The organism is Pseudacidovorax intermedius, assembly GCF_001476815.1.
GTDB classification, from domain to species: Bacteria; Pseudomonadota; Gammaproteobacteria; order Burkholderiales; family Burkholderiaceae_C; genus Xenophilus; species Xenophilus intermedius_A.
In genome coordinates this window covers 15,488-39,451 of sequence record NZ_LDSL01000098.1, presented here as the reverse complement: position 1 = coordinate 39,451, position 23,964 = coordinate 15,488, and the positions used below count along the sequence as shown (strand labels likewise).

Here is a 23,964-nt window from a genome sequence, read left to right as displayed (position 1 = left end):
TCAGCGCCGGCTGGCGCCGATGGCGGCTTCGATGATCACGCCGAACAGCGAATAGAGCAGCGAGCCGAACAGCGCCGCCCAGAAGCCGTCGACGTGGAAGCCCGGCAGCAGGCCCGATGCCATCCAGAAGATCAGCGCGTTGACGACGAAGAGGAACAGCCCGAGGGTGATCAGCGTGACCGGCAAGGTCAGCAGCACCAGCACGGGCCGCACGAAGACGTTGAGCAGCGCGAGCACGGCCGCGGCGATCATCGCGCTGCCGAAACCCGAGATTTGCACCCCGCCGTAGAGGTAGGTGACCATCAGCAGCGCCAAGGCGCTGAGCACCCATTTGAGGATCAATCGCATGGCGGCAGCATAGCCGCTGGACGCTGACAGGTGGCGGTCGCGGGGCCGCCCGTCGGCGGGCGCGCAGCGTCGCTGTCCGCTGCGGGTGCCAGCGCGGCTGGCCTGCGCCAATGAAGGAAAAGAGGCCAGCGCTGCCACGCCGACGCTGCGCGCGGACAAAAAAAGGCGGTGCGGGCTAACCCGGCACCGCCATGGTGGGGGCGAAGCCGCCGCCCGCCGTCGTTCAAGCGCTCAGTCGGCCAGCGCCGGCGCCAGCAGCAGGAAGGCCGCCAGCCCGGCCAGGCCGCCCGGCAGCGCACGGCCTGCGCCCGGCACCAGCGGACGGCGCGTGCCGTTGTCGCTGCCAGCCGCGGACACCACCGGCTCCATGCTGGCGCCGATGCGCGGACGGCGTGCGTCCACCACGCGGGCGGCGCCGTGCTCCAGCTGCAGGCGCTGCGTCAGCTCCACCAGCGGGCCCTTGGCCAGCACGGGCGTGGTCTGCGCGCCCTCGCGGGCCAGCAGCGGGCCCAGCGATTCCTGCACGCGCGCGAACCACTTGGCGCGCCAGTTCTCGCGCGCGCTGTGGCTCACCCACTTGCTGATGCGGTGCGTCATGCGCGGCGCGCAGGCCACCACGATCCAGTGCCGCCCCGGCGCGGCGGGCGCCAGTCGGTCCAGGTGTTCCACGGCATAGGCCGCATCGTCCACGTACAGGATGATCTTGTCCATCGAAGGGCTCCTTGGGCCAGGTTGGCGGATTCGTGAGAGAGGCCGGGCGGCACCGAAGGTTCACCGCACCGGCCGTGCGCACGCTCAGTGAACGGCGGCCTGCTTGGCGCGGCGGGCCAGCACCGCCTTGCCGATCGCCAGCACCAGCAGCGCGCCGGCGATCTGGGCGCCGTACTTGAGCGCGTCGGTCTGCGGCAGCTTGAGCATCCACTGCCAGCGGTCGGGGTTGGCGAAGACCGGGTCGCTGACCAGCATGCCGCCCGCGATCCAGCCCAGCAGCATGCCGCCGGCGGTGATGATCAGCGGATAGCGCTCCATCAGCTTGATGACCAGCTGGCTGCCCCAGACGATGATCGGGATCGAGATCAGCAGGCCCAGCACCACCAGCAGCAGCGAGTGGTCGCCCGCGTTCTGCGCGGCGCCGGCAATGGCGATCACGTTGTCCACGCTCATCACCAGGTCGGCCACGATGATGGTCTTGATGGCGGCGAACAGGCGGTCGCTGCTGGCCACTTCGCCGTGGCCCTCCTCGTCCGGCGCCAGCAGCTTGATGCCGATCCACACCAGCAGCAGCGCGCCGACGAACTTCAGGAAGGGCAGGTTCAGCAGCGTCATCGCGAAGGCGATCAGCACCACCCGCAGGATGATGGCGCCGGCCGTGCCCCAGATGATGCCCTTGGTGCGCTGCGCGGGCGGCAGCTTGCGGCAGGCCAGCGCAATCACGACCGCGTTGTCGCCGCCGAGCAGGATGTCGATGATGATGATCTGCCCGAGCGCGACCCAGAACTCGGGAGAAGTCAGAAAGTCCATAGATTCCTCAATACCTGTGACCGATGGACAGGCGGCGGGCGCCTGCCGGGAAGGACAACCCGCTGCGGGCTGATCGAGGAAGGTGCCGGAGGACACCATGGAACCGAAGGACGGCCTTGATCAGCCCGAAGCGGGCTCATCAAAGGTCTTGCTCGGAACGGCACCGCATGGTGCAGGACCCGGAACTGCCGGAAGCTTGCGCTTCGTACTGACGACAGGACCGACAGCGCCGGCGTGGGGCCGGGCCGGGAGCTACTCCCCTTCGAACCGCGCGATTGGAACACAGCGCCCTCGCGGGGCGCAAGGCGGCAGCCGTGGCGATAAGATCGCGCCCCTCCTGATTCGATGCGGACGGCGTTTCGTCCTTCCGCAGCGCCACGTTCTCTCCTGCATGGCCGGCATCCACATCACCGACATCGAGGCCGCCATCAACCACTGGCGGCGGCAGAAGCCCTCGCCCGACGGCATCAGCCTGGCGCCCGAAGTGCGGGCGCTGGCCGAGGTGTATGCGCTGATGGTGTTCCACCATGAAGACGAGGCCGACGAATTCGGCTTTCCGGCCCGCGCCTGGGCGGCGTGGGAAGCTTGGTACCAGACCACGCCCGACACGCCCTGCATCGCCATCTGCTCCACCAGCCAGGGCGACGACGAGTGCAAGGGTTGCGGCCGCAGCTTCGACGAGGTGCAGCACTGGCCCGCGATGAGCCCGGCCGAGAAGCGCCAGACCTGGCGCCGCATCACGATGCAGGACACGGCGTGGCGCTTCAATCGCTATGCCGAGCGGGCGCGCGAGGCCGAAGCACCTGCCCCCGACGCGTCGCCACCGTCGGACCCCGCCGCGCCGGCGGGCGGCGGCGATCCGGCAGCCTGAGCGAATCCGCCCCACCCATGCGCCGCCTCGCCCAGGCCCCCAATCTGGCATTGGCCACCCTGTGGGCCGATGCGTTGCGAGCCCAGGGCTTGTCGGTGAGCGTGCAACGGGAGTACCTCGGCGCCGCCGCTGGCCAGTTGCCGCCCGACCAATGTCTGCCAGAGTTGTGGGTCGAACATGACGACGACCACGCACGTGCCCTGCGCCTGCTGGGCGCGCTGCAGCGCCCACCGCAGCGCCAGTGGCACTGCCGCTGCGGGGAGTTCGTGGAAGGCGGCTTCGAGCAGTGCTGGAACTGCGGCGCGCCGATGCCGGGGCTTTGAGCGCCCTACTGCCCCCCAGCAGCTCTACGTAGGCAGTCGCCGAGGGCTCTCGGCGCAGGCCACGCCAGGGCACCCGAGGAACTGGCTCCGCCAGGCCTCTGGGTGCGCCCCTGGAGGGGGATGGGACTTCCACACGCAGTGAGGAAGTCCAAACGGGGTGGTTTCATCTCAGCCGCTGCGGCTCGATGTCGACGGAGCGCTCGCCGTCCCCCAGCATGAGCACGCCTTCCTGGATCGTCGCCTGCAGCTGCATGCTGCGCTGGGCCAGGCTCGCCAGCTGCTGCGAGGCGGCGGCGGGAATGCGCCAGACCTGCAGGTTCTGCGGCCGGCTCAGCTTGGTCTCGATGCCGCGCCACCAGACCTCGGCGGAACTGGCGAAGGCATAGACGACCACCTGGTCGGCCTTGCCGCAGGCCTTGACGACCGGCTTGTCCTCGGGCTGGCCCACCTCGATCCACAGCCGCGCGCGGCCGGTGAAGTCGCGCAGCCAGACGTCGGGCTCGTCCGGGTCGGACAGGCCCGCACCGAAGGCCAGCTGGCCGTCGCCGCCGCACATCACCTGCAGCTGGTGGGCCTGCAGGGCCAGGGCCGCGAGGCGGATCATCATGCGCTCGTCGGTCTCGCTCGGGTGGCGGGCCAGGGTGAGCGCATGGTCGGCGTAATAGCCGTGGTCGATGTCGGCCACGGCCAGGTTGGCCTTGAAGATGGTGGACTTGAGCGCCATCAGGCCTGGCCGCCGCCCACGCGCTTCGCCAGCTCGGCCGCCTTGCCGGTGTAGCTGCCCGGCGTCATGGCCAGCAGGCGTTCCTTCTCGGCCTCGGGAATCTCGAGCGAGCGGATCAGCCCGTGCAGCGCCTCGGCCGTCACCGCCTGGCCGCGGGTCACTTCCTTGAGCTTCTCGTAGGCGCCGGCCACGCCGTAGCGGCGCATCACGGTCTGGATGGGCTCGGCCAGCACTTCCCAGCTGCTGTCCAGGTCCTCGGCCAGGGCGGCTTCGTTGAGCTCCAGCTTGCCCAGGCCGGTGGCCAGGCTGGCATAGGCCAGCACGGCATAGCCGAAGGCCACGCCGACGTTGCGCAGCACCGTGGAATCGGTCAGGTCGCGTTGCCAGCGGCTGATGGGCAGCTTTTCCGACAGGTGGCGCAGCAGGGCGTTGGCCAGGCCCAGGTTGCCCTCGGCATTCTCGAAATCGATCGGGTTGACCTTGTGCGGCATGGTGGACGAGCCGATCTCGCCCGCCTTGAGCCGCTGCTTGAAGTAGCCCAGGCTGATGTAGCCCCAGACGTCGCGCGAGAAGTCGACCAGGATGGTGTTGGCCCGCGCCAGCGCGTCGAACAGCTCGGCCATGTAGTCGTGCGGCTCGATCTGGATGCTGAAGGGCTGGAAGACCAGGCCCAGGCCCTGCGGCGCCGGCGTCTCGACCACCTTGCGGCTGAAGCTCTCCCAGTCGAAGTCGGGCCAGGCGGCCAGGTGGGCGTTGTAGTTGCCCACGGCGCCATTCATCTTGCCCATCAGCTTGACCGCGGCGATCTGCTCGCGCGCCTTGGCCAGGCGCACCGCGACGTTGGCGATCTCCTTGCCCACGGTGGTGGGGCTGGCGGTCTGGCCGTGGGTGCGGCTGAGCATGGGCACGGCGGCGAAGTCGCCGGCCATCCTGCGCAGCGTGGCGACGATGCCGTCCAGCGCCGGCAGCACCACCTGGTCGCGCGCGGCCTGGATCTGCAGCGCGTGGCTGGTGTTGTTGATGTCCTCGCTGGTGCAGGCGAAGTGCACGAACTCGGCGGCGGATTCCAGTTCGGGCCGGGCCTCGAACTTGGACTTGATCCAGTACTCCACGGCCTTGACGTCGTGGTTGGTGGTCTTCTCGATCTCCTTGATGGCCAGCGCATCGGCCTCGGAGAAATGCGAGACCAGCCCCATCAGGTACTTGCGGGCGCCAGGCGTGAGCGGCTTGAACTCGGCGAAGCCGGCGTCGGACAGGGCGATGAACCAGGCTACCTCGACCTGGACGCGGCGGTGCATGTAGCCCTGCTCGCTCATCAGCGGCCGCAGCGGCGCGAGCTTGCCGGCATAGCGGCCATCGAGGGGCGAAAGGGCGGAAACGGGCGCGAAACTCATCCGTGGATTCTAGGAGCCGGCGGCGGGCCGGGCGGCGCGACTCCCTCTAGAATCCGCGCGCCCGCAGACATCGGGTTCACATTTTTCGAGGATTCCGCCTGCATGAAACTCATCGGATCGACGTCCAGCCCCTACGTGCGGAAGGTGCGCGTCGTCATGGCCGAGAAGCGCCTGGACTATGAGTTCGTGCAGGAAGACGTGTGGGCCGACGGCACCACCATCGCGTCGTCCAACCCGCTCGGCAAGGTGCCCTGCCTGGTGATGGACGGCGGCGACGCCATGTTCGACTCGCGCGTGATCGTCGAGTACCTGGACACGCTGTCGCCCGTGGGCAAGCTCATTCCCACCTCGGGCCGCGAGCGCGCCGAGGTCAAGACCTGGGAAGCCCTGGCCGACGGCGTGATGGACGCCGGCGTGCTCTGGCGCATGGAAGCCATCTGGCCCAAGCGCGCCGACGGCGAGCGCAGCCAGGCCTGGATGGACCGCCAGCGCGGCAAGGTCGAGGCCGGCATCGCCGCCATGGCCAAGGGCCTGGGCGACAAGCCCTTCTGCAGCGGCATCCACCTGAGCCTGTCGGACATCGCGGTGGGTTGCGCGCTGGACTGGACCGCCTTCCGCTTTCCCGAACTCGATTGGCGCAGCGCCCATCCCTCGCTGGCCAGGCTGATCGACAAGCTGCACCAGCGCGCCAGCTTCAAGGACACGGCGCCGGCTTGAGCCTGTCGCCTCCTGGGAACGGCGCGCCCGGAAACAAAAAGGCGCGAACTCGTCGCGCCTGGAAAATGCCTTGCACCGGTAGAAGGCCGGTGAGGCTTGTTAAAAAGATGCTGCGAGATACCCCGACACGAAGGAGGGAGGGAGGGAGGAGGAGAAGAGTCGCCCCGGGATGCTTCGACCGGATCTGATTCCGGAAGACCTCGCAACATCGAAAACCGTCGAGCGCATGGTCAACGCGCTCATGGTTCTGGGAGCGTAGGCGGAATCCGATGGTTCCCGTGGGAGCCTGTAAATTTGCGTAAGCAGGGCCCCGGTGCCGCAGAAGTAACCTCGGCCGGCCCAGGACAAAGCCGGGCGCCTGCGCCTTCGACCGCAGAATCGGCGCAAACGACATTGCCTCCGACATGCTCTATCCCGACCTCTTCAAGCAGCTCGAATCGGTGCGCTGGGACATGGCCACCGACATCCCCTGGCAGGACTTCGACGGCACGCGCCTGTCCGACGAACAGGCGCAGACCGTCAAGATGAACGCCATCACCGAATGGGCGGCGCTGCCCGCCACGGAGATGTTCCTGCGCGACAACCGCCACGACAGCGACTTCAGTGCCTTCATGTCCATCTGGTTCTTCGAGGAGCAGAAGCATTCGCTGGTGCTGATGGAATACCTGCGCCGCTTCCGGCCCGACTGCGTGCCGAGCGAGGAGGAACTGCACCAGGTGCGCTTCGACTTCGACCCCGCGCCGCCGCTGGAGACGCTGATGCTGCATTTCTGCGGCGAGATCCGGCTCAACCACTGGTACCGCCGCGCGGCCGAGTGGCACAGCGAGCCGGTCATCAAGCACATCTACACCACGCTGTCGCAGGACGAGGCGCGCCACGGCGGCGCCTACCTGCGCTACATGCGCCGCGCGCTGGAAAAGTGCGGCGACGAGGCCCGCGCGGCCTTCGCCAAGGTGGGCGTGCTCATGGCCAGTGCCCGGCGCACGGCCCAGGCGCTGCACCCGACCAACCTGCACGTGAACAAGGCGCTGTTCCCGCGCGACACGGTGCAGAGCCGCATGCCCGACCCCGAGTGGCTGGAGCGCTGGCTGGACCAGCAGATCCGCTTCGACGCCGTGTGGGAAGGCAAGGTGGGCGAGCGCATCCTGCACAACCTGGGACTGCTGTTCGACCGCAGCTTCAAGACGGTGCAGGACCTCAACCGCTACCGCAAGGAGCTGGGCGCCCGGCTGGGTGCGGCCGGCGCCGCGCCGCAGGGCGCTTAAGCCGCGCCAAGGTGCGCCGCCCGGCTCAGCGGCGCTCCACGGCGAAGGGCGCGAGGCCCAGGCTGGCGCGCAGCGGGGCGACCGCGGCCTGCGCCGCATCGCGCGTCGGGTACGGCCCGGCCTGCACCTTGTGCGCGCCGCCCTCCTCGACGATGCGCAGCCGGCCGGCCAGCGCCGGCTCGCCCGCCGCCACACGCGCCAGCAGGGTCTGCGCCCCCTCCCGTTCGCGGAAGGCACCCAGCTGCATCCAGACCCCGGCCGCAGGGGTGGCCATCGGCGTGGACGGGGCGCCGGCGGGCGCGGCTGCCGCGTCGCCGGCGTTTGCCGGCCCGGCAGGCGCGCTCGTCGCAGCGGATGGCCCGGAGGCCCCGGTGGACGGTGGCGTCAACGGCGCCATGGGCGCGATCGGTGCCACCTCCATGCTGCGGAAGCGCGGCGGCGGCTCGGGCGGTGCGGACGGCGCCGGGCCGGGGCCCGCATCGCTGGCGGTGCCGGAGGTCGCCTGCGCCAACTGCCACGCGGGCGCCGAGGCGCGCTCCGACGGACCGGAGGCGATGGGCTGCGCCCACGCAGCGGGCACGGGCACGGGCACCGCAGCGGCGCTCGCCGAGGCGCCGGACCTCCCCGCCGCCGCCGACGTCGCCACCGGATAGGCCATTGGCACGGCCGCGGCAGAGGCCGCGCCCGCCACCGGCCGGCCCGCCACAGCGGTCGCCGGTGCCGCGGCCAGCCGCGTGTCCGAAGGCCGGCGCCAGGCGCCGGTGCGGATGGATTCGTTGGTCAGCCGCTCCACCTCCACCGGCGCCACGCCGCGCAGCAGGTCGAGCCTGAGGGCGGCGGTGTAGCTCAGGTCGATGATGCGGTCGTCGCGGAAGGGGCCGCGGTCGTTCACCCGCACGATCACCTCGCGGCCGTTGGCCGGGTTGCGCACCCGCGCATAGCTGGGCAGCGGCATGGTGCGGTGGGCGGCCGTCATGGCGTACATGTCGTAGGGCTCGCCGGTGGCCGTGGCGCGGGCATGGAAGCCCTGGCCGTACCAGGAGGCCAAGCCCTGCTCCACCAGCGGCCGGTCGTCGGTCAGGGGCACGTAGCTGCGGCCGGCGACGGTGTAGGGCCGGCTGGTGCCGCCGTCGACGCGGATGGCCTCGACACGGGGCTCGGCATCGGGCGTCTGGGCCAGGCCGGGCGGCGGATTGCGCGGCGGGCCGTCGCGCGGCGCGCTGGCGCAGCCGGCCAGCACGGCGGCGGCGCAGGCGGCGGTCCAGAGGGTCCAGCGGCGGTGCAGCACGAAGGGGCAGGGGGTGCGGGGCATCGGCATCTCGGGAGTGTCGGGTCGGTGCATGCGAGCCGCATCTTATGAAACGCCGTGCGGCGGCCGGGTTCACGGGTCCACGGGCGCCGGCATGCGGCGCCGGTCCTGCGCCAGAGGCAGGAACGCCGCGCGCAGCGCGCGGCGGCCGTCCTCAACCGAAGACCGCGCCCCAGAGCGCCAGCATGGCCGCGCGCTCGCGGGCCAGGCCGTCGGGCGCGACCTGGGTCGGCGCCTCGTCCAGCCGCGCGCTGTGCTGCACCCGGCGCAGCACGCGGTAGGCATCGCCGGCCGCACGGCCCATGCCCTCGGGCAGCAGGCCGGCCGCCTCGGCGCGCTGCAGCAGCGCGATGTTGCCCACGTTGTCGAGCAGGGCCGGCACCTCGCCCGCGCAGGCGAGCACCAGGTACTGCACAGCGAATTCGGCGTCCACCATGCCGCCGGGGCTGTGCTTGACGTCGAAGCGGCCGGCGCGCACCGGGTGGGCAGCGCGCACCTTCTCGCGCATGGTCACGATCTCCTGGCGCAGCGCGCCGCGATCGCGCGGCGCGGCGATGACGGCGCGGCGCACGTCGTTGAAGCGCGCGCCCAGCTCGGCGCTGCCCAGCACGAAGCGGGCGCGGGTCATGGCCTGGTGTTCCCAGGTCCAGGCGGTGTTGCTGCCGCGGCCGAGCTGGTATTTCTCGTAGGCGTCGAAGGTGATGGTCAGCAGGCCCGAGTTGCCGTTGGGCCGCAGCGCGGTGTCGATTTCGAACAGGTCGCCTTCGCGCGTCTTGATGGTCAGCCAGTTGATGAGCTTGCGCACGTAGGCGGCATAGACCTCGGGCGCACGCTCGTCCTCGTCGTCGTAGACGAAGACGATGTCCAGGTCGCTGCCGTAGCCCAGTTCCTTGCCGCCCAGCTTGCCGTAGCCGATGACGGCGAAGCGCGGCTGCTCGCGGTGGCGGTTGCGCACGTGGGGCCAGCACCAGCGGGCGGTGATGGCCAGCACGGTGTCGGCCAGGGCGCTCAGGTCGTCGGCCACCTGCTCGACGGTGAGCCGGCCTTCCAGGTCGCGCGCCAGGATGCGGAAGACCTCGGCATGGTGGGCGCGGCGCAGCAGGTTCATCAGCGCTTCTTCGTCGGCCTCGCCGGTGCGCGAGAGCGAGCGGTGGCGGGCCTCCAGCTCGCCCTCGAATTCCAGGGCCGAGAAGCGCGCGGCCAGCATGTCGGGGCTGGCGAGTTCGTCGATGACGCCGGGGTGCTGCAGCAGGTAGCGCGCCGGCCAGCGGGCCGCGCCCAGCAGGCGCAGCAGGCGTTCGTGCACGCCGGGGCGCTCGACGAGCAGGGCCAGGTAGCTTTCGCGGCGCAGCAGCGGCTCGATCCAGTCGGCCCAGCGCAGCGCGCCTTCGACCGGGTGGGCGCAGCGCTCGTCGGCGGGGGCGGACTCGGCCTCCTGCAGCCAGCGGCCGGTGCGCACGACCAGCTGGCGCAGGCGGGCGCGGGCCTCGTCGCGCAGGGCGGCGATGCGCGGGTTGTCGGCCCACTGGCGCACGCGCTCGGCGAAGGGGGCGGGCAGGCTGGCGAGCAGCTCGCCCAGGTCCTGCGGCGCGGTGCGCGGGCCGGTGCCGCCGCGCTGGCACTGGCCGCCGGTGCAGCGCTTCTCGCCGCCGAGCAGAGTGTCGAATTCCTGGGCGACGAACTCGCGGCAGGTGTCCAGCTTTTCGAGGAATGCGCAGCAGTCGGGAAAGCCCAGCGTGGCGGCGATCCAGCGCAGGTCCTCGTCGGCCACGGGCAGCATGTGGGTCTGCTGGTCGTCCAGGTACTGGATGCGGTGCTCCACCTGGCGCAGGAAGCGGTAGGCGCGGTCGAGCTCGTCGGCGGTGGCCTGGGGCATGAGGCCGGCACGCGCCAGGCGCTGCAGGGCGTCGAGCGTGGGCCGGGTGCGCAGCTCCGGGAACTGGCCGCCGCGCACCACCTGCAGCAGCTGGACGATGAATTCGATCTCCCGGATGCCGCCGCGCGAGAGCTTGACGTCGTTGGCCCGCTCGGGCCGGCCGGCGCTGCGGCGCATGGCCTGCTCGCGGATCTGCCGGTGCAGCGAGCGCAGCGCGTCGAACACGCTGTAGTCCAGGTAGCGGCGAAAGACGAAGGGCAGCACCACGCCGCGCAGGGCCTGGGCACTGCCCGACTCGACGGCGGCCGTGGGCGCCACCACGCGGCTCTTGAGCCAGGCGAAGCGCTCCCATTCGCGGCCCTGGACCTGGAAGTACTCCTCCAGCGCATCGAGCGAGACCACGCTGGGGCCCGAGTTGCCGTTGGGCCGCAGCGCCAGGTCGACGCGGAAGACGAAGCCGTGCTCGGTGGTGTCGCCCACCAGCTGGTAGATGCGCTTGACCGCCCGGCCGAAGTAGTCCTGGTTGGCGATGACGCCGCGGCCCTGGGCGTCGCCGGCGGTGTCACCGTCCTGGTCGTACAGGTAGATGAGGTCGATGTCGCTGGAGACGTTGAGCTCGCGCGCGCCGAGCTTGCCCATGCCCACGATCCACAGCTGGGCGCGCTGGCCGTCGGCGGTGCGCGGGGCGCCATGCACGGCATCGAGCTCGTCGAAGGCGTCGCGGCAGGCCACGTCGAGCGCGAATTCGGCCAGCGCGGTGACGGCGCCGAGCACTTCCTCCAGCGGCGCGCCTTCGTCGCAGTCGCGGGCGATCAGCCGCTCCATGACCAGCTGGCGCACGATGCGCAGGGCATCGCCGGTGGGCCGGCCGGCGGCGCGGAGGGCGGCGTAGGCGGCTTCCATGGTGGCGCGGGCGGGCGCGCCGGCGGGCAGCAGCGGCAGCGCGTCGGCATAGCGGCGGCGCAGCCGCTGCACGAAACGCGAGCCCGACGAAAGCCCGCGCGCGGGCGGCATCGCGGCCGACGCATCGGCGTTGCCGGAGGGCCCCGAATCGGCCGGCCGCGGCACGTCCTCGCCACCGGCCGACCTGGAACCCGGCCAGGGGCGGCCGGTCATAATTTCCGACACAGCGCGATCCTTCATGAATGTCACGACGCCCTCACCTCCACGCATGCTCAGGATCGCAGCGGTCGCGGCACGCTGGCTGCTGGCCCTGGTGGTGGCCGCGTGGCTGCTGATCGCCCTGTGCGTTGTTGTCCTACACGCGTGGATTGTGCCGCGTATCGGCGAATGGCGCGGCGCGCTGGAGGCGCAAGCCAGCCGCATCGCAGGGGTACCGGTTCGCATCGGCGAGCTCGAGGCGCACTCCAGCAGCCTGTTCCCGACCATCGAGCTGCGTGACGTCACGCTGCAGGACCCGGGCCACGGCGCCGGCCTGCGCCTGGCGCGCGTGGTGGCCAGCGTGTCGCCGCGCTCGCTGTGGCACCGCGGCTTCGAGCAGCTCTACATCGAAAAGCCCGAGCTCGAGGTGCGCCGCGATGCGCAGGGCCGGCTGCGCGTGGCCGGCATCGTCATCGACCCCGCCGCGCGCAAGGACGAGGACAACGCGGGCACCGAATGGCTGTTCTCGCAGCGCGAGGTGGTGGTGGTGCAGGGCACCGTGCGCTGGACCGACGAGACCCGCGACGCGCCCACGCTGGTGCTGTCGGACGTGCGCTTCGTCTCGCGCAACCGCGGCCTGCAGCATGCCCTGCGGCTCGATGCCACGCCGCCGGCCGGCTGGGGCGAGCGCTTCTCCATCAACGGCCGCCTGCGCCAGCCGCTGCTCAGCCTGCGCAGCGGCGACTGGCGCAGCTGGCGCGGCCAGCTCTACGCCGACCTGCCCGCCTTCGACGTCAGGCGCCTGGGCCAGTACGTGACGCTGGACGCGCGCATCCGCGAAGGCGAGGGCGCCGTGCGTGCCTGGATCGACGTCGAGGACGGCCGCGCGGTGGGCGCCACGGCCGACCTGGCCCTCGCCCGCGTGGATGCCGTGCTGGGCCCCCGGCTCGACCCGCTGCAGCTGCGCGACCTGACCGGCCGCATCACCGTGCGCAGCACCGACGCGCTCTTCGAATTCGCCACCCAGAACCTGCAGTTCGCCACGGGCGACGGCCAGCGCTGGCCCGGCGGCAATTTCTGGCTGCGCACCGAGCCCGCCAGCGGCCGCACGCCCGAGCGCGGCGCGCTGCGGGCCGACCGTCTGGACCTGGGCGCCATGGCGCTGATCGCCGACCGCCTGCCCATCGGCCAGAAGGTGCGCCAGCAGCTGGCCCTGCGCGCGCCGCGCGGCCTGCTCGACCACATCGAGGCCAGCTGGCAGGGCCCCGCCGACGCGCCCAGCCGCTACGACGTGCGCGGCCGGGTCGAGGCCCTGGCCATCGCCGCCGACGGCCGCGACGCCACGCCCGACGGCCACCACCCGGGCTCGCCCGGCGTGCGCGGCCTCACGGCCGACTTCACGCTGAACCAGCAGGGCGGCTCCGCCGAGGTGGCCGTGCGCGATGGGGCGCTGGAATTCCCCGGCGTGTTCGAGGAGCCCGAGATCCCCGTCGACCGGCTGCAGACCACCGTGCGCTGGCAGCGCGAGGGCGAGGCGCTGCGCCTGCAGCTGCCCGACCTGCGCCTGGCCAATGCCGACGCCGAAGGCACGGCCGAGATCGCCTGGCACACCGGCGAGCCGGCGCCCGCCGGCCCCGGCCGCTTTCCGGGCGTGCTGGACCTCACGGCGCGGCTGACCCGCGCCGACGGTACGCGCGTGCACCGCTACCTGCCGCTGGGCATTCCCGCCGACACACGGCACTACGTGCGCGACGCCGTCCGCCAGGGCCGCGCCGACGACGTGCGCTTCCGCATCCGCGGCGACCTGCACCACGTGCCGTCGATGGCGCCGCAGGACGCCTTCCGCATCACGGCGCGGGTGCACGACGTGCAGTTCGACTACGTGCCGCACGTGCCCGCCGGCCATGCCGCCTGGCCGGGCGTCACGGGCCTGTCGGGCGACCTGGTGTTCGACCGCCAGACCATGCAGGTGCTCAATGCCCGCGGCCGGCTGGCGGGGGCACCGGCGGTGGAACTGGTCAAGGGCGAGGCGACCATTCCCGACCTGGCCCATGCGCCGCTGCTGCGGCTGCAGCTGCAGGCGCGCGGGCCGGTGGCCGACCTGCTGCGCCAGGGCGCGCCGCTGACGGGCGAGGCGGCCTCCTTCCTGGGCGGCATCGAGGCCGGCGGCAGCGCCGACTACCGCTTCGCCATGGACATGCCGCTCACCCGCATGGTGGACACGAAGATCCGGGCCACCGTCGCCCTGCCCGGCAACGACGTGCGGCTGGTGCCCCATTCGCCCTTCTTCCGGCAGGTCAAGGGCAGCCTGCAGTTCACCGAAAGCGGCTTCTCCCTGGCCGGCCTCCAGGCCCAGCTCGCCGGTGGGCCGATGCGCGTCGAGGGCCAGGGCGGCTACGGCGAGAGCGGCAAGCCGCTGCAGCTCAAGGCCCAGGGCCAGTTCACCGCCGAAGGCCTGCAGACGCTGGAGGGCCAGCCCGAACTCAACAGCCTTGCCGCGCACCTGCAGGGCGGCAGCAGCTACACCGCCAGCCTGCAGCTGCGCGGCGGCGTGCCCGACTTCGAATTCGACAGCAGCCTGCAGGGCCTGGCGATGGACCTGCCGCCGCCGCTGGCCAAGGCCGCCGACGCCAGCCGGCCGCTGCGCCTCACGCTGCGCCAGGCCGAGGCCGCGGGCCAGGGCCGCACCGAGACCATCGCCATGCGCCTGGGCGACGTGGCCTCGGCCACCTACGTGCGCGACGTGGGCGCGCCGCAGCCCACGGTGCTGCGCGGCGCGCTGCGCCTGGGCGAGAAGGTGGCCGGCGCGGACACGCTGCCCGCCAGCGGCGTGCTGGCGCAGATCGCGCTGGACGACATCGACGTGGATGCCTGGCGCGCCGCCTTCGCGCAGAAGGTGTCGCTGCCCGCCGCCTCGGTGCCGGCGGACGCCGCTCCCGCCGCGCCGGCGCGCGCCACGCAGCCGTCGGGCGCCCAGGCCGTCGCCGCCTCGCCCTGGCTGCCCGACCGCCTCGCCCTGCAGGCCGGCCGGCTGCAGGTGGCCGGCCGCACGCTGCACGACCTGACGGTGGGGGGCACCGTCAAAGGCGACCTTTACAAGGCCAACGTGCAGGCCCGCGAGCTGAGCGGCGCGATCGAGTACCAGAGCCGTGCACCGGCGCGGGTGAAGGCCCGCCTGGCCTACCTGCGCATCGCGCCGGGCGAGTCGCGCGAGCAGGTGGAATCGCTGCTCGATTCGCCGCCGGAGGACCTGCCCGCGCTCGACGTGGTCGTGGACGACCTGGAACTGCTGGGCCGTCACCTCGGCCGGGCCGAGATCGTGGCCGCCACCCAGCCGGCCGCCGGCGGCGGCGCGCGCGAATGGCGGCTGGACAAGCTCGCCTTCACCCTGCCCGAGGCCCGGCTCGACGCCAGGGGCCGCTGGGCGCCGCCCACCGGCGCAGGCGCCCGGCGGCGCATGGCGCTGGACTTCACCCTCCACATGCACGACGCCGGCGCCCTGCTCGGCCGCTTCGGCATGCCGGGCGTGCTGGCCGCCGGCCAGGGCACGCTGGGCGGCGACGTGCACTGGCAGGGCTCGCCCTTCGACCTGGACCTGGCCTCCCTGGGCGGGCAGCTGCACCTGGACATGACCCGCGGCCAGTTCCTCAAGGCCGACCCCGGCATCGCCAAGCTGCTGGGCGTGATCAACCTGCAGGCGCTGCCGCGGCGGCTGACGCTGGACTTCCGCGACGTCTTCAGCGCCGGCTTCGCCTTCGACTTCATCCGCGGCGACGCCCGCATCGCCGACGGCATCGCCACCACCCACAACCTGCAGATGAAGGGCGTGAACGCCGTGGTGGTGATGGACGGCTCGGCCGACATCGCGCACGAGACGCAGCAGCTGCGCGTGGTGGTGGTGCCCGAGATCAACGCCGGCACCGCCGCCCTGGTGGCCACCGCCATCAACCCGGCCGTGGGGCTGGGCGCCTTCCTGGCGCAACTGGTGCTGAGCCGGCCGCTGGAGGCCGCCGCCACGCAGGAATTCCTGATCGACGGCACCTGGGCCGACCCGCGCGTGGTGAAGGTGCCACGCACCGCGTCGGCCGCCGGCGCCTCCGCCACCGCCAACGACGCCAAACCATGAAGATCGCCGCCATCCAGATGGTCTCGGGCACCGGCCGCGAGGCCAACCTCGCCCGGGCCCGCGCCCTGCTCGCCCAGGCCGCCGGGGCCGGCGCCGAACTGGCCGCCCTGCCCGAGTACTTCTGCCTCATGGGCCAGCGCGACACCGACAAGCTGCCGCTGCGCGAGACGCCCGGCCAGGGCCCGGTGCAGGACTTCCTGGCCGGCTGCGCCCGCGAGTTCGGCCTGTGGATCGTCGGCGGCACGCTGCCGATGGACGCCGGCGACGACGGCCACGTGTTCAACACCACCCTGGTGTACAGCCCCGACGGCGCCTGCGCGGCGCGCTACGACAAGATCCACCTGTTCTGCTTCGACAACGGCCGCGAGCAGTACGACGAGGCGCGCGTCATCGCGCCCGGCCGCACGCCGGTGCTGTTCGAGCTGCCCTCGCGCGACGGCCACCGCTGGAAGATCGGCCTGTCGGTCTGCTACGACCTGCGCTTTCCCGAGCTGTACCGCGCGCTCGCCGCCCAGGGCGCCGAGCTGCTGCTGGTGCCCGCCGCCTTCACCCACACCACCGGCCTGGCCCACTGGGAGTTGCTGCTGCGCGCCCGCGCCATCGAGAACCTGGCCTGGGTGGCCGCGCCCGCGCAGGGCGGGCGCCACGAGAACGGCCGCCGCACCTGGGGCCAGACCCTGGTGGCCGACCCCTGGGGCCAGCTCGCCGCCGAGCGCCGCGAGGAGGGCGAGGGCGTGGTGCTCGCCGAGCTGGACATCGCCCGCCTGCGGGCCTGCCGCCAGCAGTTGCCGGCGCTCGGCCACCGGGTGCTGTGAGCGCCACCCTGCCCCCCGCCGACCTGCCCGACGCGCCGGTGCTGCCGCGCGTGGGCTGGCGCCGGCTGCGCTCCATGTGGCGGCGCTGGTTCCTGTGGGTGATGCTGGCGGTGCTGGTCACCGGCCTGCTCATCACCGTCGTCTGGCTGGCCGGCCGCCACGAGATCGAGCAGGTGCAGCAGCGGCTGGAGCGCGACACCGCCGACGCCACCGTCGAGCTGCGCGCCGCCCTGGCCCGCAACCTGCAGAGCCTGCAGGCCACCGATGCCGATGCGCAGCGCTTTCCCGCCGAGGCGGCGCAACTGCTGCGCAACCACCGCGAATGGCTGCGCATCGAGCGGCGCGATGCCTCGCTGGCGCTGCTCGCGGCGGAAGACACGCCCTACCGCCCCCATCCGCTGGACCTGCAGCAGCGCCCCTCCAGCCTGCCCGAGCTGGTGCAGGCCTGCACGGCCGCCGAGCGCCAGCGCGGCGGCGCCTACGCGCCCTCGCACTACCTGCCCATGCCCGGCGGCGGCGGCGTGGAGGTGCTGGAGGTCTGCCTGCCCTCGCGCCACGGCGGCTACCTGATCGCCCTCTATTCGCTGCGCAGCATGCTCACCGAACTGCTGGACGCGCGCATGACCCGCGGCCAGGAAGTCTCGCTGCTGGAGCTGGACGGCACGCGCCTGGCCAGCATCGGCACCGCCCGGCGCGCCGGCAATCGCATCTTCACCGCGCAGCAGGCGCTGGAGCTGCCGGGCCTGACGCTCATGCTGCGCGTGGACGGGTGGCGCAGCGCGCCCGACCTCTTTCCCAACCTGCTGACCGGCCTGGTCACGGCCATGTCCATCGCGCTGGTGTCGGTGCTGGTGCTGCTGGCGCGCGACACCCGACGTCGGCTGCGGGTGGAGCACGACCTGTCGAACACGCTCGCCTTCCGCAAGGCGATGGAAGACTCGGTGCTCACCGGCCTGCGCGCGCGCGACCTGGACGGCCGCGTCACCTACGTCAACGCCGCCTTCTGCGACATGGTCGGCTTCACGGCCGAGGAGCTGCTGGGCCATGCTGACGAGATGCCCTACTGGCCGCCCGAGCTGGCTGCCGAATACCGCAACCGGCAGCACGTGCGCCAGGCCAGCGGCATCACCGCGCGCGAGGGCCACGAGTCGGTGTTCCGCCGCAAGGATGGCACCCGCGTGCCGGTGCTGATCTTCGAGACGCCGCTGATCGACGACCGCCGCGTGCAGACCGGCTGGATGAGCGCCATCGTCGACCTGAGCGAGCAGCGCCGCATCGAGGAACTGTCGCGCGCCAGCCAGGAGCGGCTGCAGGCCACGGCCCGCCTGGCCACGGTGGGCGAGATGGCCTCGCTGCTGAGCCACGAACTCAACCAGCCGCTGGCGGCCATCGCCAGCTACGCCACCGGCTCGCTCAACCTGCTGGAGACGCCGCCGCTGCCCGGCCAGGAAGCCGAGGACCGGCGCCAGCTCGCCCTGGCCATGCGCCGCATCGCCGAGCAGGCCGAGCGCGCCGGCCGCGTGATCCGCAGCGTGCACGACTTCGTGCGCCGGCGCGAGCGGGCGCGCGAACCCGTCACGCCGCGCCAGCTGTTCGAGGCCGTGATGCCGCTGGTGCAGCTGCAGGCCCGCAAGCTGGACGTGCGCATCGAGCTGCACGTGCCGGCCGGCCTGCCCGCCGTGGTGTGCGACCGCTCCCTGGTGGAACAGGTGCTGCTGAACCTGGCGCGCAACGGCATGCAGGCCATGGACCGGCCCGAGCTGCGCCGCCGCGTGCTCACGCTCAGCGCCGCGCCGGTGGTGGCCGGCGGCGAAAGCCGGCGCTGGGTCGCCTTCAGCGTGGCCGACGAAGGCACCGGCATCGACGCCGAGGTGCAGGAACGGCTGTTCACCCCCTTCTTCACCACCCGCCGCGACGGCATGGGCCTCGGCCTGAGCCTGTGCCGCACCGTGGTCGAGCAGCACGGCGGCGCGCTGGAACATGCGCCCAACCAGCCGCGCGGCACCGTCTTCCGCTTCACGCTGCCGGCCGCGGGCGCCGCGGCGCCGGCCGCACCGGCAGCCCCTACGATTTCCTCTCCGTCCTCGCCATGCAACCCCTGATCGACGCCCTCATCTTCATCGTCGACGACGACGCCAGCGTGCGAGAAGCCCTGGCCTGGCTGCTGCGTTCGCGCCGCCTGGCCAGCGAGCATTTCGCCAGTGCCGATGCCTTCACCGCCCGGCTGGAGGAAAGCACCGCCTTCCTCAACCAGCCGCGCTGCCTGCTGCTGGACGTGCGCATGCCCGGTACCAGCGGCCTGGCGCTGTTCGAGCGCCTGGCCGATGCCGGGCAGCTGGGGGAGATGCCGGTGATCTTCCTCACCGGCCATGCGGACGTGCCCACGGCCGTCGAGGCCGTCAAGCGCGGCGCCTTCGACTTCTGCGAGAAGCCTTTTTCGGACAACGCCCTGGTCGACCGCATCGAGCAGGCGCTGCAGCTGTCGCAGACCGCCATCGATGTGCGGCGCGAACGCCAGCGCATCCAGCAGCGGCTGGCCGAACTGACCGAGCGCGAGCGCGAGGTGCTGCGCCGCGTGGTGCGCGGCTTGCCCAACAAGCTGATCGCCGACGAACTGTCGATCAGCGTGCGCACGGTGGAGGTGCACCGCGCGCGCGTGTTCGACAAGATGGAAGTGAAGTCGGCCGTGGAGCTGGCCAACCTGCTGCGCGGCGCGGAAAGCTGACGCCGCCTGGCAGGTTCGACCCGGCAGGCGGCGTGGAAGGGTGGCGTCGGCGGCCGGGCCCGGCCGCCGTCATGGGGCGATCAGCCGCGCGACGGTGCGCGCTCGCCCACGTAGATCTCGACGCGGCGGTTCTGCGCGCGGCCGGCTTCGGTGGCGTTGCTGGCGACCGGATCGCGCGAGCCGCGGCCGTCGATCTGGATGGCGCGGGCGGGCACGCCGCGCGAGGTCAGGTAGTCGCGCGTGGCGGCGGCACGCTGCACCGACAGCGGGTCGTTGATGGCGTCGGTGCCGGTGTTGTCGGTGTAGCCGATGATGCGCACGTCGGCGTTCGGGTTGTTGCGCAGGCCGGTGGCGAACTGGTCCAGCACCTGGGCCAGCGTCGGGCGGATGTTGGCGCGGCCGGTGTCGAAGCCGGCGTCGGCGGGCACGGCCAGCTTCAGCTCGTTGTTGGCGGTCTGGGACACGGCGATGCCCGTGCCCTGCGTGGCCTGCTCCATCTGGCGCTTCTGCTGCTCCATGCGCTGCGACCACAGGTAGCCGCCCAGGGCGCCCACGCCGGCACCGATGGCCGCGCCGGTGGCGGCGGTGCGGCTGTTACCGGTGGCGGCGCCGATGGCCGCGCCGCCCAGCGCGCCGATGCCGGCGCCCATGCCGGTGGTGCGCTGGGTGTCGCTCATGTTGGCGCAACCGGTCAGGGCCACGGCCAGGGTGGCGGCGCTGAGGACGAGCTTGCCCGAGATCTTCTGCATGGTTCTTTCTCCTTGGAATATGGCACCCGCACCCGGCCGGGACGTCCGGCCGCCGCAGCGGGTTGGGGCCATTATGGGAAGGTCCGGTGACGAATGCGCCTTTTGAAAACGGCGCGGATTGGGGCAAATAACACGCTTCCCAGGTTTGTTCAGCGTCGCTTCGTTGCTATCGAATTTGAACCGCCGAAGACCTTGGCGGCCCCGACTTCACCGGCACGTCCCACAGGCCGGTGGCCGGCCGTCCGACAGGATCAGCGTGCGTCGTCCCGGTCCTCGTCCTTCGGGAGTTCGCCCTTGCGGCGGCCATGGAACATGGTCCACCACACAATCAGCACCAGCACCACCAAGGCCGCCAGCGCCTCCAGCAAAATCAAGTACATGCGTCCCGATGCTCCACAAATTTCGCAGTTCTCCGCCGCTGGCGGCCCCCGCATGGCCGCGGCCATGGTGCCGGCGCGGCCGAGCGCCGGCCGCTGGCGCGGCCTGGCCGCCCTTGCGGCCACGGCCATCGTAGCGGTGCTGGCGGGCTGCGCCTCGTCGCCGCCCACGCCTGCCACCGCGCCGCGCGTGAGCGTGCCCACGGCGCCGCCGCCGCAGCCTCCGCTGGGCCCGCTGACCGGCCCCCTCACCCATCCCAAAAGCCGCTGGGTGCCTGCCGACTGGAGCGAGCTGCCGGGCGTGCAGGACGATGCGATGCACGAAGCCTGGATCGTGCTGATGGCCAACTGCCAGCGGCCGAACGCCGTCATGGCGCCGCTGTGCCAGGAGCTGCGGCGCCTGTCCATCGGCACGCCGGAGGAGCAGCGCGCCTTCCTGCTGGAGCGGCTGCAGCCCTACCGCGTGGAAGCCCTGGACGGCCAGCCGCAGGGCCTGCTCACCAGCTACTACGAGCCGGTGTTCGAGGCCAGCCGCACGCCCACCTCGGCCTTCGCCGTGCCGCTGTACCAGACGCCCGCCGGCTGGGTGCCGCGCCGGCCCTGGTTCACGCGCCAGCAGATCGACACTCTGCCCGAGGCCCAGGCCGCGCTGCGCGGGCGCGAGATCGCCTGGCTGGCCGACCCGGTCGATGCGCTGATGCTGCACATCCAGGGCTCGGGCCGGCTGCAGATCACCGAGGCCGACGGCAGCCGCCGCACCGTGCGCCTGGCCTTCGCCGGCACCAACGAGCAGCCCTACCGCAGCGTGCAGCAGTGGCTGGCCAGCCAGGGCGTGTCGCCCATCGGCCGCTGGCCGGAGGACGTGAAGGACTGGGCGCGCCAGAACCCGCAGCGGGTGCAGCAGATGCTGTGGAGCAACCCGCGCTACGTCTTCTTCCGCGAGGAGCCGCTGACCGAGCTGGACGCCGCCTTCGGGCCGCGCGGCGCCCAGGGCGTGCCGCTGACCGCGGGCCGCTCCATCGCGGTGGACCGCGACTCCATTCCCTATGGCACGCCGGTGTGGCTGGCCACCAGCGGGCCGGTGGCGCAACTGTCGCGGCTGGTGGTGGCGCAGGACACGGGCAGCGCCATCCTGGGCGCGGTGCGGGCCGACTTCTTCGCCGGCACCGGTGCCGAGGCCGGCCGCTTCGCCGCGCGCATGAAGCAGCCGCTGCGGCTGTGGGCCCTGTGGCCGCGCGGGGTGGATCCGTCGGGCGCCTTCTGAGCCCGGCATGGCGGGCGCGGCGCCGCGCCTGCCGCCCGCGACGGTCACCCGGCAACTGCCTAGCAGATTCATGCTGATGGGAACCTGACTTTCGCAGAACTGTCATCTGCGGCCGATACCGTGCCCGCTGTTTCTCACAACAGCCCCACGGAATCCGCCATGAGCACCTCGCAGCCTCTGGGCATGCCCTCGATCGATCCCGACGAGGTCGGCCACAACCCCAGCGCCAACCCCAGCTTCGACGAGGTGGTGGCCGCACGCATGAACCGCCGCCGCCTGCTGGGCTTCGGCGTCGCCAGCGGCGGTGCGGCACTGATCACCGCCTGCGGCGGCGGCAGCAACAGCACCTTCCTGCCCGCCGTCGGCGCCAGCCCGGCGCCCTTGCCCGCGCCAGCGCCGGCGCCCGCCCCCGGCGCAGCCCCGGCACCTGCCCCGCTGACGCTCAGCTTCAACCCGGTCGCCAAGAGCCTGGAAGACAGGCTGGTGCTGCCCGCCGGCTACACCGCCACGGTGATGTACCGCCTGGGCGACCCGATCAGCAGCGACGTGCCCGCCTATGCCAACGACGGCAGCGACGACCCCACCACCTACGACCGCCGCGCCGGCGACCACCATGACGGCATGACCTACTTCGGCATGGGCGCCGGCGGCACCTGGGCGCCGAGCGCCACCGACCGCGGCCTGCTGGTGATGAACCACGAGGCGATCACGCCCGCCTTCCTGCACCCCGCCGGCCAGACCACCACCGGCAGCGGCACCGCCCAGGTCCGCACCGTGCCCGGCGAAGTGCTGCGCGAGTTCTACCTGCACGGCGTGAGCGTGATCGAAGTCGGCAAGACCGGCAGCACCTGGGGCTACAAGCGCAGCTCCAGCTTCAACCGCCGCGTGCACACGCTGACCGAGATGCGCCTGTCGGGCCCGGCCGCCAGGACCGACTACGTCAAGACCCGGTATTCCACCGACGGCAGCAGGACCCGCGGCACCGTCAACAACTGCGCCAACGGCACCACGCCCTGGGGCACCTACCTCACCTGCGAAGAGAACTGGGCCGGCTACTTCCGCCGCGTCACCGCCACCGACAACGCGAAGCGCACGGCCAAGGAGCTGACCGCACTCAGCCGCTACGGCGTGGCCGGCAACGGCCGCGAGCTGTGGGCCACCGTCACGCCGGACACCAGCGACAACCTGTACGGCCGCTGGAATGCCGAAGTGCTGGGCGCCAGCGCCACGGACGACTTCCGCAACGGCCCCAACACCTACGGCTGGGTGGTGGAGATCGACCCTTTCAACCCCCTGTCGACGCCGCGCAAGCGCACCGCGCTGGGCCGCTTCGGCCACGAGGGCGCCTGCCTCGGCCCGGTGGTGGCCGGCAAGCCGCTGGTCTGGTACATGGGCGACGACTCGCGCAACGAGTACATCTACAAGTTCGTCTCCACCCGCGCCTGGGACCCGGCCGACGTGGGCGGCGGCCTGGCCGCCGGTGACAAGTACATGGACGACGGCCGCCTGTACGTGGCGAAGTTCGCCGCCGACGGCACCGGCACCTGGCTGGAGCTGAAGCTGGGCGTCAACAACATCACCGCCGCCAACAGCACCTACGCCTTCGCCGACGCGGCCGACGTGGTGATCAACGCCCGCCTGGCCGCCGACGCCGCCGGCGCCACCAGGATGGACCGGCCGGAGTGGACGGCCGTCAACCCGGTGACGGGCGAGGTGTACGTGACGCTGACCAACACCAATGCCACGGCACGTCCCATCACCGCCACCGACGCCGCCAACCCGCGCTTCTACAACGACCCGAAGGGCTCGGCGCAGACCGCCCAGCGCGGCAACCCCAACGGCCACGTGCTGCGCTTCTCCGAAGCCAATGGCGACGTCACCTCGACCACCTTCAAGTGGGACGTGTACCTCTTCGGCGCGCGCTCGACCGCCTCGGCCGACATCAACCTGTCGCAGCTGGGCGCGGACAACGACTTCTCCAGCCCCGACGGCCTGTGGTTCAGCCAGGCCCGCCCCGGCCTGCTGTGGCTGCAGACGGACGACGGCGCCTACACGGACGTGACCAACTGCATGATGCTGGCCGCCCTGCCCGGCAAGGTGGGCGACGGCGGCGCGAAGACGATCACCAACATCGCCGCCGACGGCAGCACGCGCCAGCAGGGCACCATCGTGGGCAAGGCACCCGGCACGGCCGCGCTGCGCCGCTTTCTGGTGGGCCCGGTGGAATGCGAGATCACCGGCATCGCCGAATCGGGCGACGGCCGCGCGATCTTCGTGAACATCCAGCACCCCGGCGAGGACACCTCGGTCGCCAACATCGGCGACCCGAGCAAGTTCACGAGCCACTGGCCCGACGGCGGCAGCAGCCGCCCGCGCTCGGCCACCATCGCCATCACGCGCAACGACGGCGGCTTCATCGGCACCTGAGGCCCCTGCCGGGGGCATCCAGGGCCAGCACA

Annotated in this window: 19 protein-coding genes; 10 read left to right on the top strand and 9 right to left on the bottom strand. The window is 72.1% G+C overall.

The genetic code is table 11. The annotated features are described in order from the left end of the window. The 3 genes from NS331_RS15635 to NS331_RS15625 all read right to left on the bottom strand — a co-directional run bounded on the left by NS331_RS15635 (position 1) and on the right by NS331_RS15625 (position 1,869). Positions 1–348, bottom strand: a complete 348-nt coding sequence (locus NS331_RS15635) for a phage holin family protein (protein ID WP_058642894.1) — start codon at positions 346–348, stop codon at positions 1–3. Positions 349–579: 231 nt separating this feature from the next. Continuing rightward, positions 580–1,059 carry a hypothetical protein gene (locus tag NS331_RS15630; RefSeq protein WP_058642893.1) on the bottom strand — a complete coding sequence of 160 codons (480 nt, stop codon included), beginning with the start codon at positions 1,057–1,059 and terminating at the stop codon, positions 580–582. Between the two features lie 84 nt (positions 1,060–1,143). After that, a complete protein-coding gene (locus NS331_RS15625; RefSeq protein WP_058642892.1) occupies positions 1,144–1,869 on the bottom strand; it encodes a TerC family protein in 726 nt (241 codons plus the stop codon). A gap of 391 nt (positions 1,870–2,260) precedes the next feature. Here NS331_RS15625 and NS331_RS15620 point away from each other — a divergent pair, with 391 nt between their 5' ends. Further along, entirely contained in the window at positions 2,261–2,740 is a 480-nt protein-coding gene (locus NS331_RS15620) for a DUF3717 domain-containing protein (RefSeq protein WP_058642891.1), read from the top strand. A gap of 17 nt (positions 2,741–2,757) precedes the next feature. Continuing rightward, positions 2,758–3,063 (top strand): putative signal transducing protein, encoded by a 306-nt coding sequence (locus NS331_RS15615; RefSeq protein ID WP_058642890.1) that lies wholly within the window; start codon positions 2,758–2,760, stop codon positions 3,061–3,063. A gap of 163 nt (positions 3,064–3,226) precedes the next feature. On the opposite strand, the gene NS331_RS15610 is transcribed toward NS331_RS15615, so the two are convergent. Continuing rightward, positions 3,227–3,787 carry a YaeQ family protein gene (locus tag NS331_RS15610; RefSeq protein WP_058642889.1) on the bottom strand — a complete coding sequence of 187 codons (561 nt, stop codon included), beginning with the start codon at positions 3,785–3,787 and terminating at the stop codon, positions 3,227–3,229. Continuing rightward, positions 3,787–5,181, bottom strand: coding sequence for an adenylosuccinate lyase (gene purB, locus NS331_RS15605; protein ID WP_058642888.1), 1,395 nt, complete (start codon positions 5,179–5,181; stop codon positions 3,787–3,789). Before purB ends, NS331_RS15610 begins: the two co-directional genes overlap by 1 nt. A 102-nt stretch (positions 5,182–5,283) precedes the next feature. On the opposite strand from purB, the gene NS331_RS15600 reads away from it, so the two are divergent. Both NS331_RS15600 and NS331_RS15595 read left to right on the top strand, forming a co-directional pair. Beyond that, positions 5,284–5,898: a glutathione S-transferase N-terminal domain-containing protein gene (locus NS331_RS15600; RefSeq protein WP_058642887.1), complete on the top strand. Its 615-nt coding sequence runs from the start codon at positions 5,284–5,286 to the stop codon at positions 5,896–5,898. 404 nt (positions 5,899–6,302) lie between these two features. Next, a complete protein-coding gene (locus NS331_RS15595; protein WP_058642886.1) occupies positions 6,303–7,163 on the top strand; it encodes a ferritin family protein in 861 nt (286 codons plus the stop codon). 25 nt (positions 7,164–7,188) lie between these two features. Here NS331_RS15595 and NS331_RS15590 read toward each other — a convergent pair whose 3' ends face one another. After that, on the bottom strand, positions 7,189–8,475 hold the full coding sequence (locus NS331_RS15590) for a septal ring lytic transglycosylase RlpA family protein (protein ID WP_058642918.1): 1,287 nt from the start codon (positions 8,473–8,475) through the stop codon (positions 7,189–7,191). 151 nt (positions 8,476–8,626) lie between these two features. After that, complete coding sequence (glnE, locus tag NS331_RS15585) at positions 8,627–11,362, bottom strand: bifunctional [glutamate--ammonia ligase]-adenylyl-L-tyrosine phosphorylase/[glutamate--ammonia-ligase] adenylyltransferase (protein ID WP_058642917.1); 2,736 nt, start codon at positions 11,360–11,362, stop codon at positions 8,627–8,629. Between the two features lie 157 nt (positions 11,363–11,519). On the opposite strand from glnE, the gene NS331_RS15580 reads away from it, so the two are divergent. From NS331_RS15580 to NS331_RS15565, 4 genes are all read left to right on the top strand, one after another. Continuing rightward, complete coding sequence (locus tag NS331_RS15580; RefSeq protein ID WP_242873769.1) at positions 11,520–15,575, top strand: YhdP family protein; 4,056 nt, start codon at positions 11,520–11,522, stop codon at positions 15,573–15,575. Beyond that, complete coding sequence (locus NS331_RS15575; RefSeq protein WP_058642885.1) at positions 15,572–16,390, top strand: carbon-nitrogen hydrolase family protein; 819 nt, start codon at positions 15,572–15,574, stop codon at positions 16,388–16,390. Before NS331_RS15580 ends, NS331_RS15575 begins: the two co-directional genes overlap by 4 nt. Before the next feature lie 74 nt (positions 16,391–16,464). Then, positions 16,465–18,492: an ATP-binding protein gene (locus NS331_RS15570; RefSeq protein WP_082702540.1), complete on the top strand. Its 2,028-nt coding sequence runs from the start codon at positions 16,465–16,467 to the stop codon at positions 18,490–18,492. Continuing rightward, positions 18,480–19,115 (top strand): response regulator transcription factor, encoded by a 636-nt coding sequence (locus NS331_RS15565; protein WP_058642884.1) that lies wholly within the window; start codon positions 18,480–18,482, stop codon positions 19,113–19,115. The genes NS331_RS15570 and NS331_RS15565 overlap by 13 nt, the downstream gene beginning before the upstream one ends. An 80-nt stretch (positions 19,116–19,195) precedes the next feature. Here NS331_RS15565 and NS331_RS15560 read toward each other — a convergent pair whose 3' ends face one another. Together NS331_RS15560 and NS331_RS27370 are read right to left on the bottom strand one after the other, a co-directional pair. Beyond that, the gene (locus NS331_RS15560) at positions 19,196–19,864 is read right to left on the bottom strand and encodes a YiaD family glycine zipper/OmpA-like lipoprotein (RefSeq protein WP_058642883.1); all 669 of its coding nucleotides are present in this window, start codon (positions 19,862–19,864) and stop codon (positions 19,196–19,198) included. A gap of 251 nt (positions 19,865–20,115) precedes the next feature. Next, complete coding sequence (locus NS331_RS27370; RefSeq protein WP_275936469.1) at positions 20,116–20,244, bottom strand: hypothetical protein; 129 nt, start codon at positions 20,242–20,244, stop codon at positions 20,116–20,118. Between the two features lie 52 nt (positions 20,245–20,296). Between NS331_RS27370 and mltA the strand changes: the two genes are divergently transcribed. Both mltA and NS331_RS15550 read left to right on the top strand, forming a co-directional pair. Next, a complete protein-coding gene (mltA, locus tag NS331_RS15555) occupies positions 20,297–21,505 on the top strand; it encodes a murein transglycosylase A (RefSeq protein ID WP_440589389.1) in 1,209 nt (402 codons plus the stop codon). Positions 21,506–21,664: 159 nt separating this feature from the next. After that, positions 21,665–23,932: a PhoX family protein gene (locus tag NS331_RS15550; protein WP_058642882.1), complete on the top strand. Its 2,268-nt coding sequence runs from the start codon at positions 21,665–21,667 to the stop codon at positions 23,930–23,932. Positions 23,933–23,964: the final 32 nt, after the last annotated feature.

Excerpts from the sequence above, each read along its gene's own strand:
- NS331_RS15635 (WP_058642894.1), bottom strand. The coding sequence starts at position 348 with ATGCGATTGATCCTCAAATGGGTGCTCAGCGCCTTGGCGCTGCTGATG.
- NS331_RS15630 (WP_058642893.1), bottom strand. The coding sequence starts at position 1,059 with ATGGACAAGATCATCCTGTACGTGGACGATGCGGCCTATGCCGTGGAA.
- NS331_RS15625 (WP_058642892.1), bottom strand. The coding sequence starts at position 1,869 with ATGGACTTTCTGACTTCTCCCGAGTTCTGGGTCGCGCTCGGGCAGATC.
- NS331_RS15620 (WP_058642891.1), top strand. The coding sequence starts at position 2,261 with ATGGCCGGCATCCACATCACCGACATCGAGGCCGCCATCAACCACTGG.
- NS331_RS15615 (WP_058642890.1), top strand. The coding sequence starts at position 2,758 with ATGCGCCGCCTCGCCCAGGCCCCCAATCTGGCATTGGCCACCCTGTGG.
- NS331_RS15610 (WP_058642889.1), bottom strand. The coding sequence starts at position 3,787 with ATGGCGCTCAAGTCCACCATCTTCAAGGCCAACCTGGCCGTGGCCGAC.
- purB (WP_058642888.1), bottom strand. The coding sequence starts at position 5,181 with ATGAGTTTCGCGCCCGTTTCCGCCCTTTCGCCCCTCGATGGCCGCTAT.
- NS331_RS15600 (WP_058642887.1), top strand. The coding sequence starts at position 5,284 with ATGAAACTCATCGGATCGACGTCCAGCCCCTACGTGCGGAAGGTGCGC.
- NS331_RS15595 (WP_058642886.1), top strand. The coding sequence starts at position 6,303 with ATGCTCTATCCCGACCTCTTCAAGCAGCTCGAATCGGTGCGCTGGGAC.
- NS331_RS15590 (WP_058642918.1), bottom strand. The coding sequence starts at position 8,475 with ATGCCCCGCACCCCCTGCCCCTTCGTGCTGCACCGCCGCTGGACCCTC.
- glnE (WP_058642917.1), bottom strand. The coding sequence starts at position 11,362 with ATGCCGCCCGCGCGCGGGCTTTCGTCGGGCTCGCGTTTCGTGCAGCGG.
- NS331_RS15580 (WP_242873769.1), top strand. The coding sequence starts at position 11,520 with ATGCTCAGGATCGCAGCGGTCGCGGCACGCTGGCTGCTGGCCCTGGTG.
- NS331_RS15575 (WP_058642885.1), top strand. The coding sequence starts at position 15,572 with ATGAAGATCGCCGCCATCCAGATGGTCTCGGGCACCGGCCGCGAGGCC.
- NS331_RS15570 (WP_082702540.1), top strand. The coding sequence starts at position 16,465 with ATGTGGCGGCGCTGGTTCCTGTGGGTGATGCTGGCGGTGCTGGTCACC.
- NS331_RS15565 (WP_058642884.1), top strand. The coding sequence starts at position 18,480 with ATGCAACCCCTGATCGACGCCCTCATCTTCATCGTCGACGACGACGCC.
- NS331_RS15560 (WP_058642883.1), bottom strand. The coding sequence starts at position 19,864 with ATGCAGAAGATCTCGGGCAAGCTCGTCCTCAGCGCCGCCACCCTGGCC.
- NS331_RS27370 (WP_275936469.1), bottom strand. The coding sequence starts at position 20,244 with ATGTACTTGATTTTGCTGGAGGCGCTGGCGGCCTTGGTGGTGCTGGTG.
- mltA (WP_440589389.1), top strand. The coding sequence starts at position 20,297 with ATGGCCGCGGCCATGGTGCCGGCGCGGCCGAGCGCCGGCCGCTGGCGC.
- NS331_RS15550 (WP_058642882.1), top strand. The coding sequence starts at position 21,665 with ATGAGCACCTCGCAGCCTCTGGGCATGCCCTCGATCGATCCCGACGAG.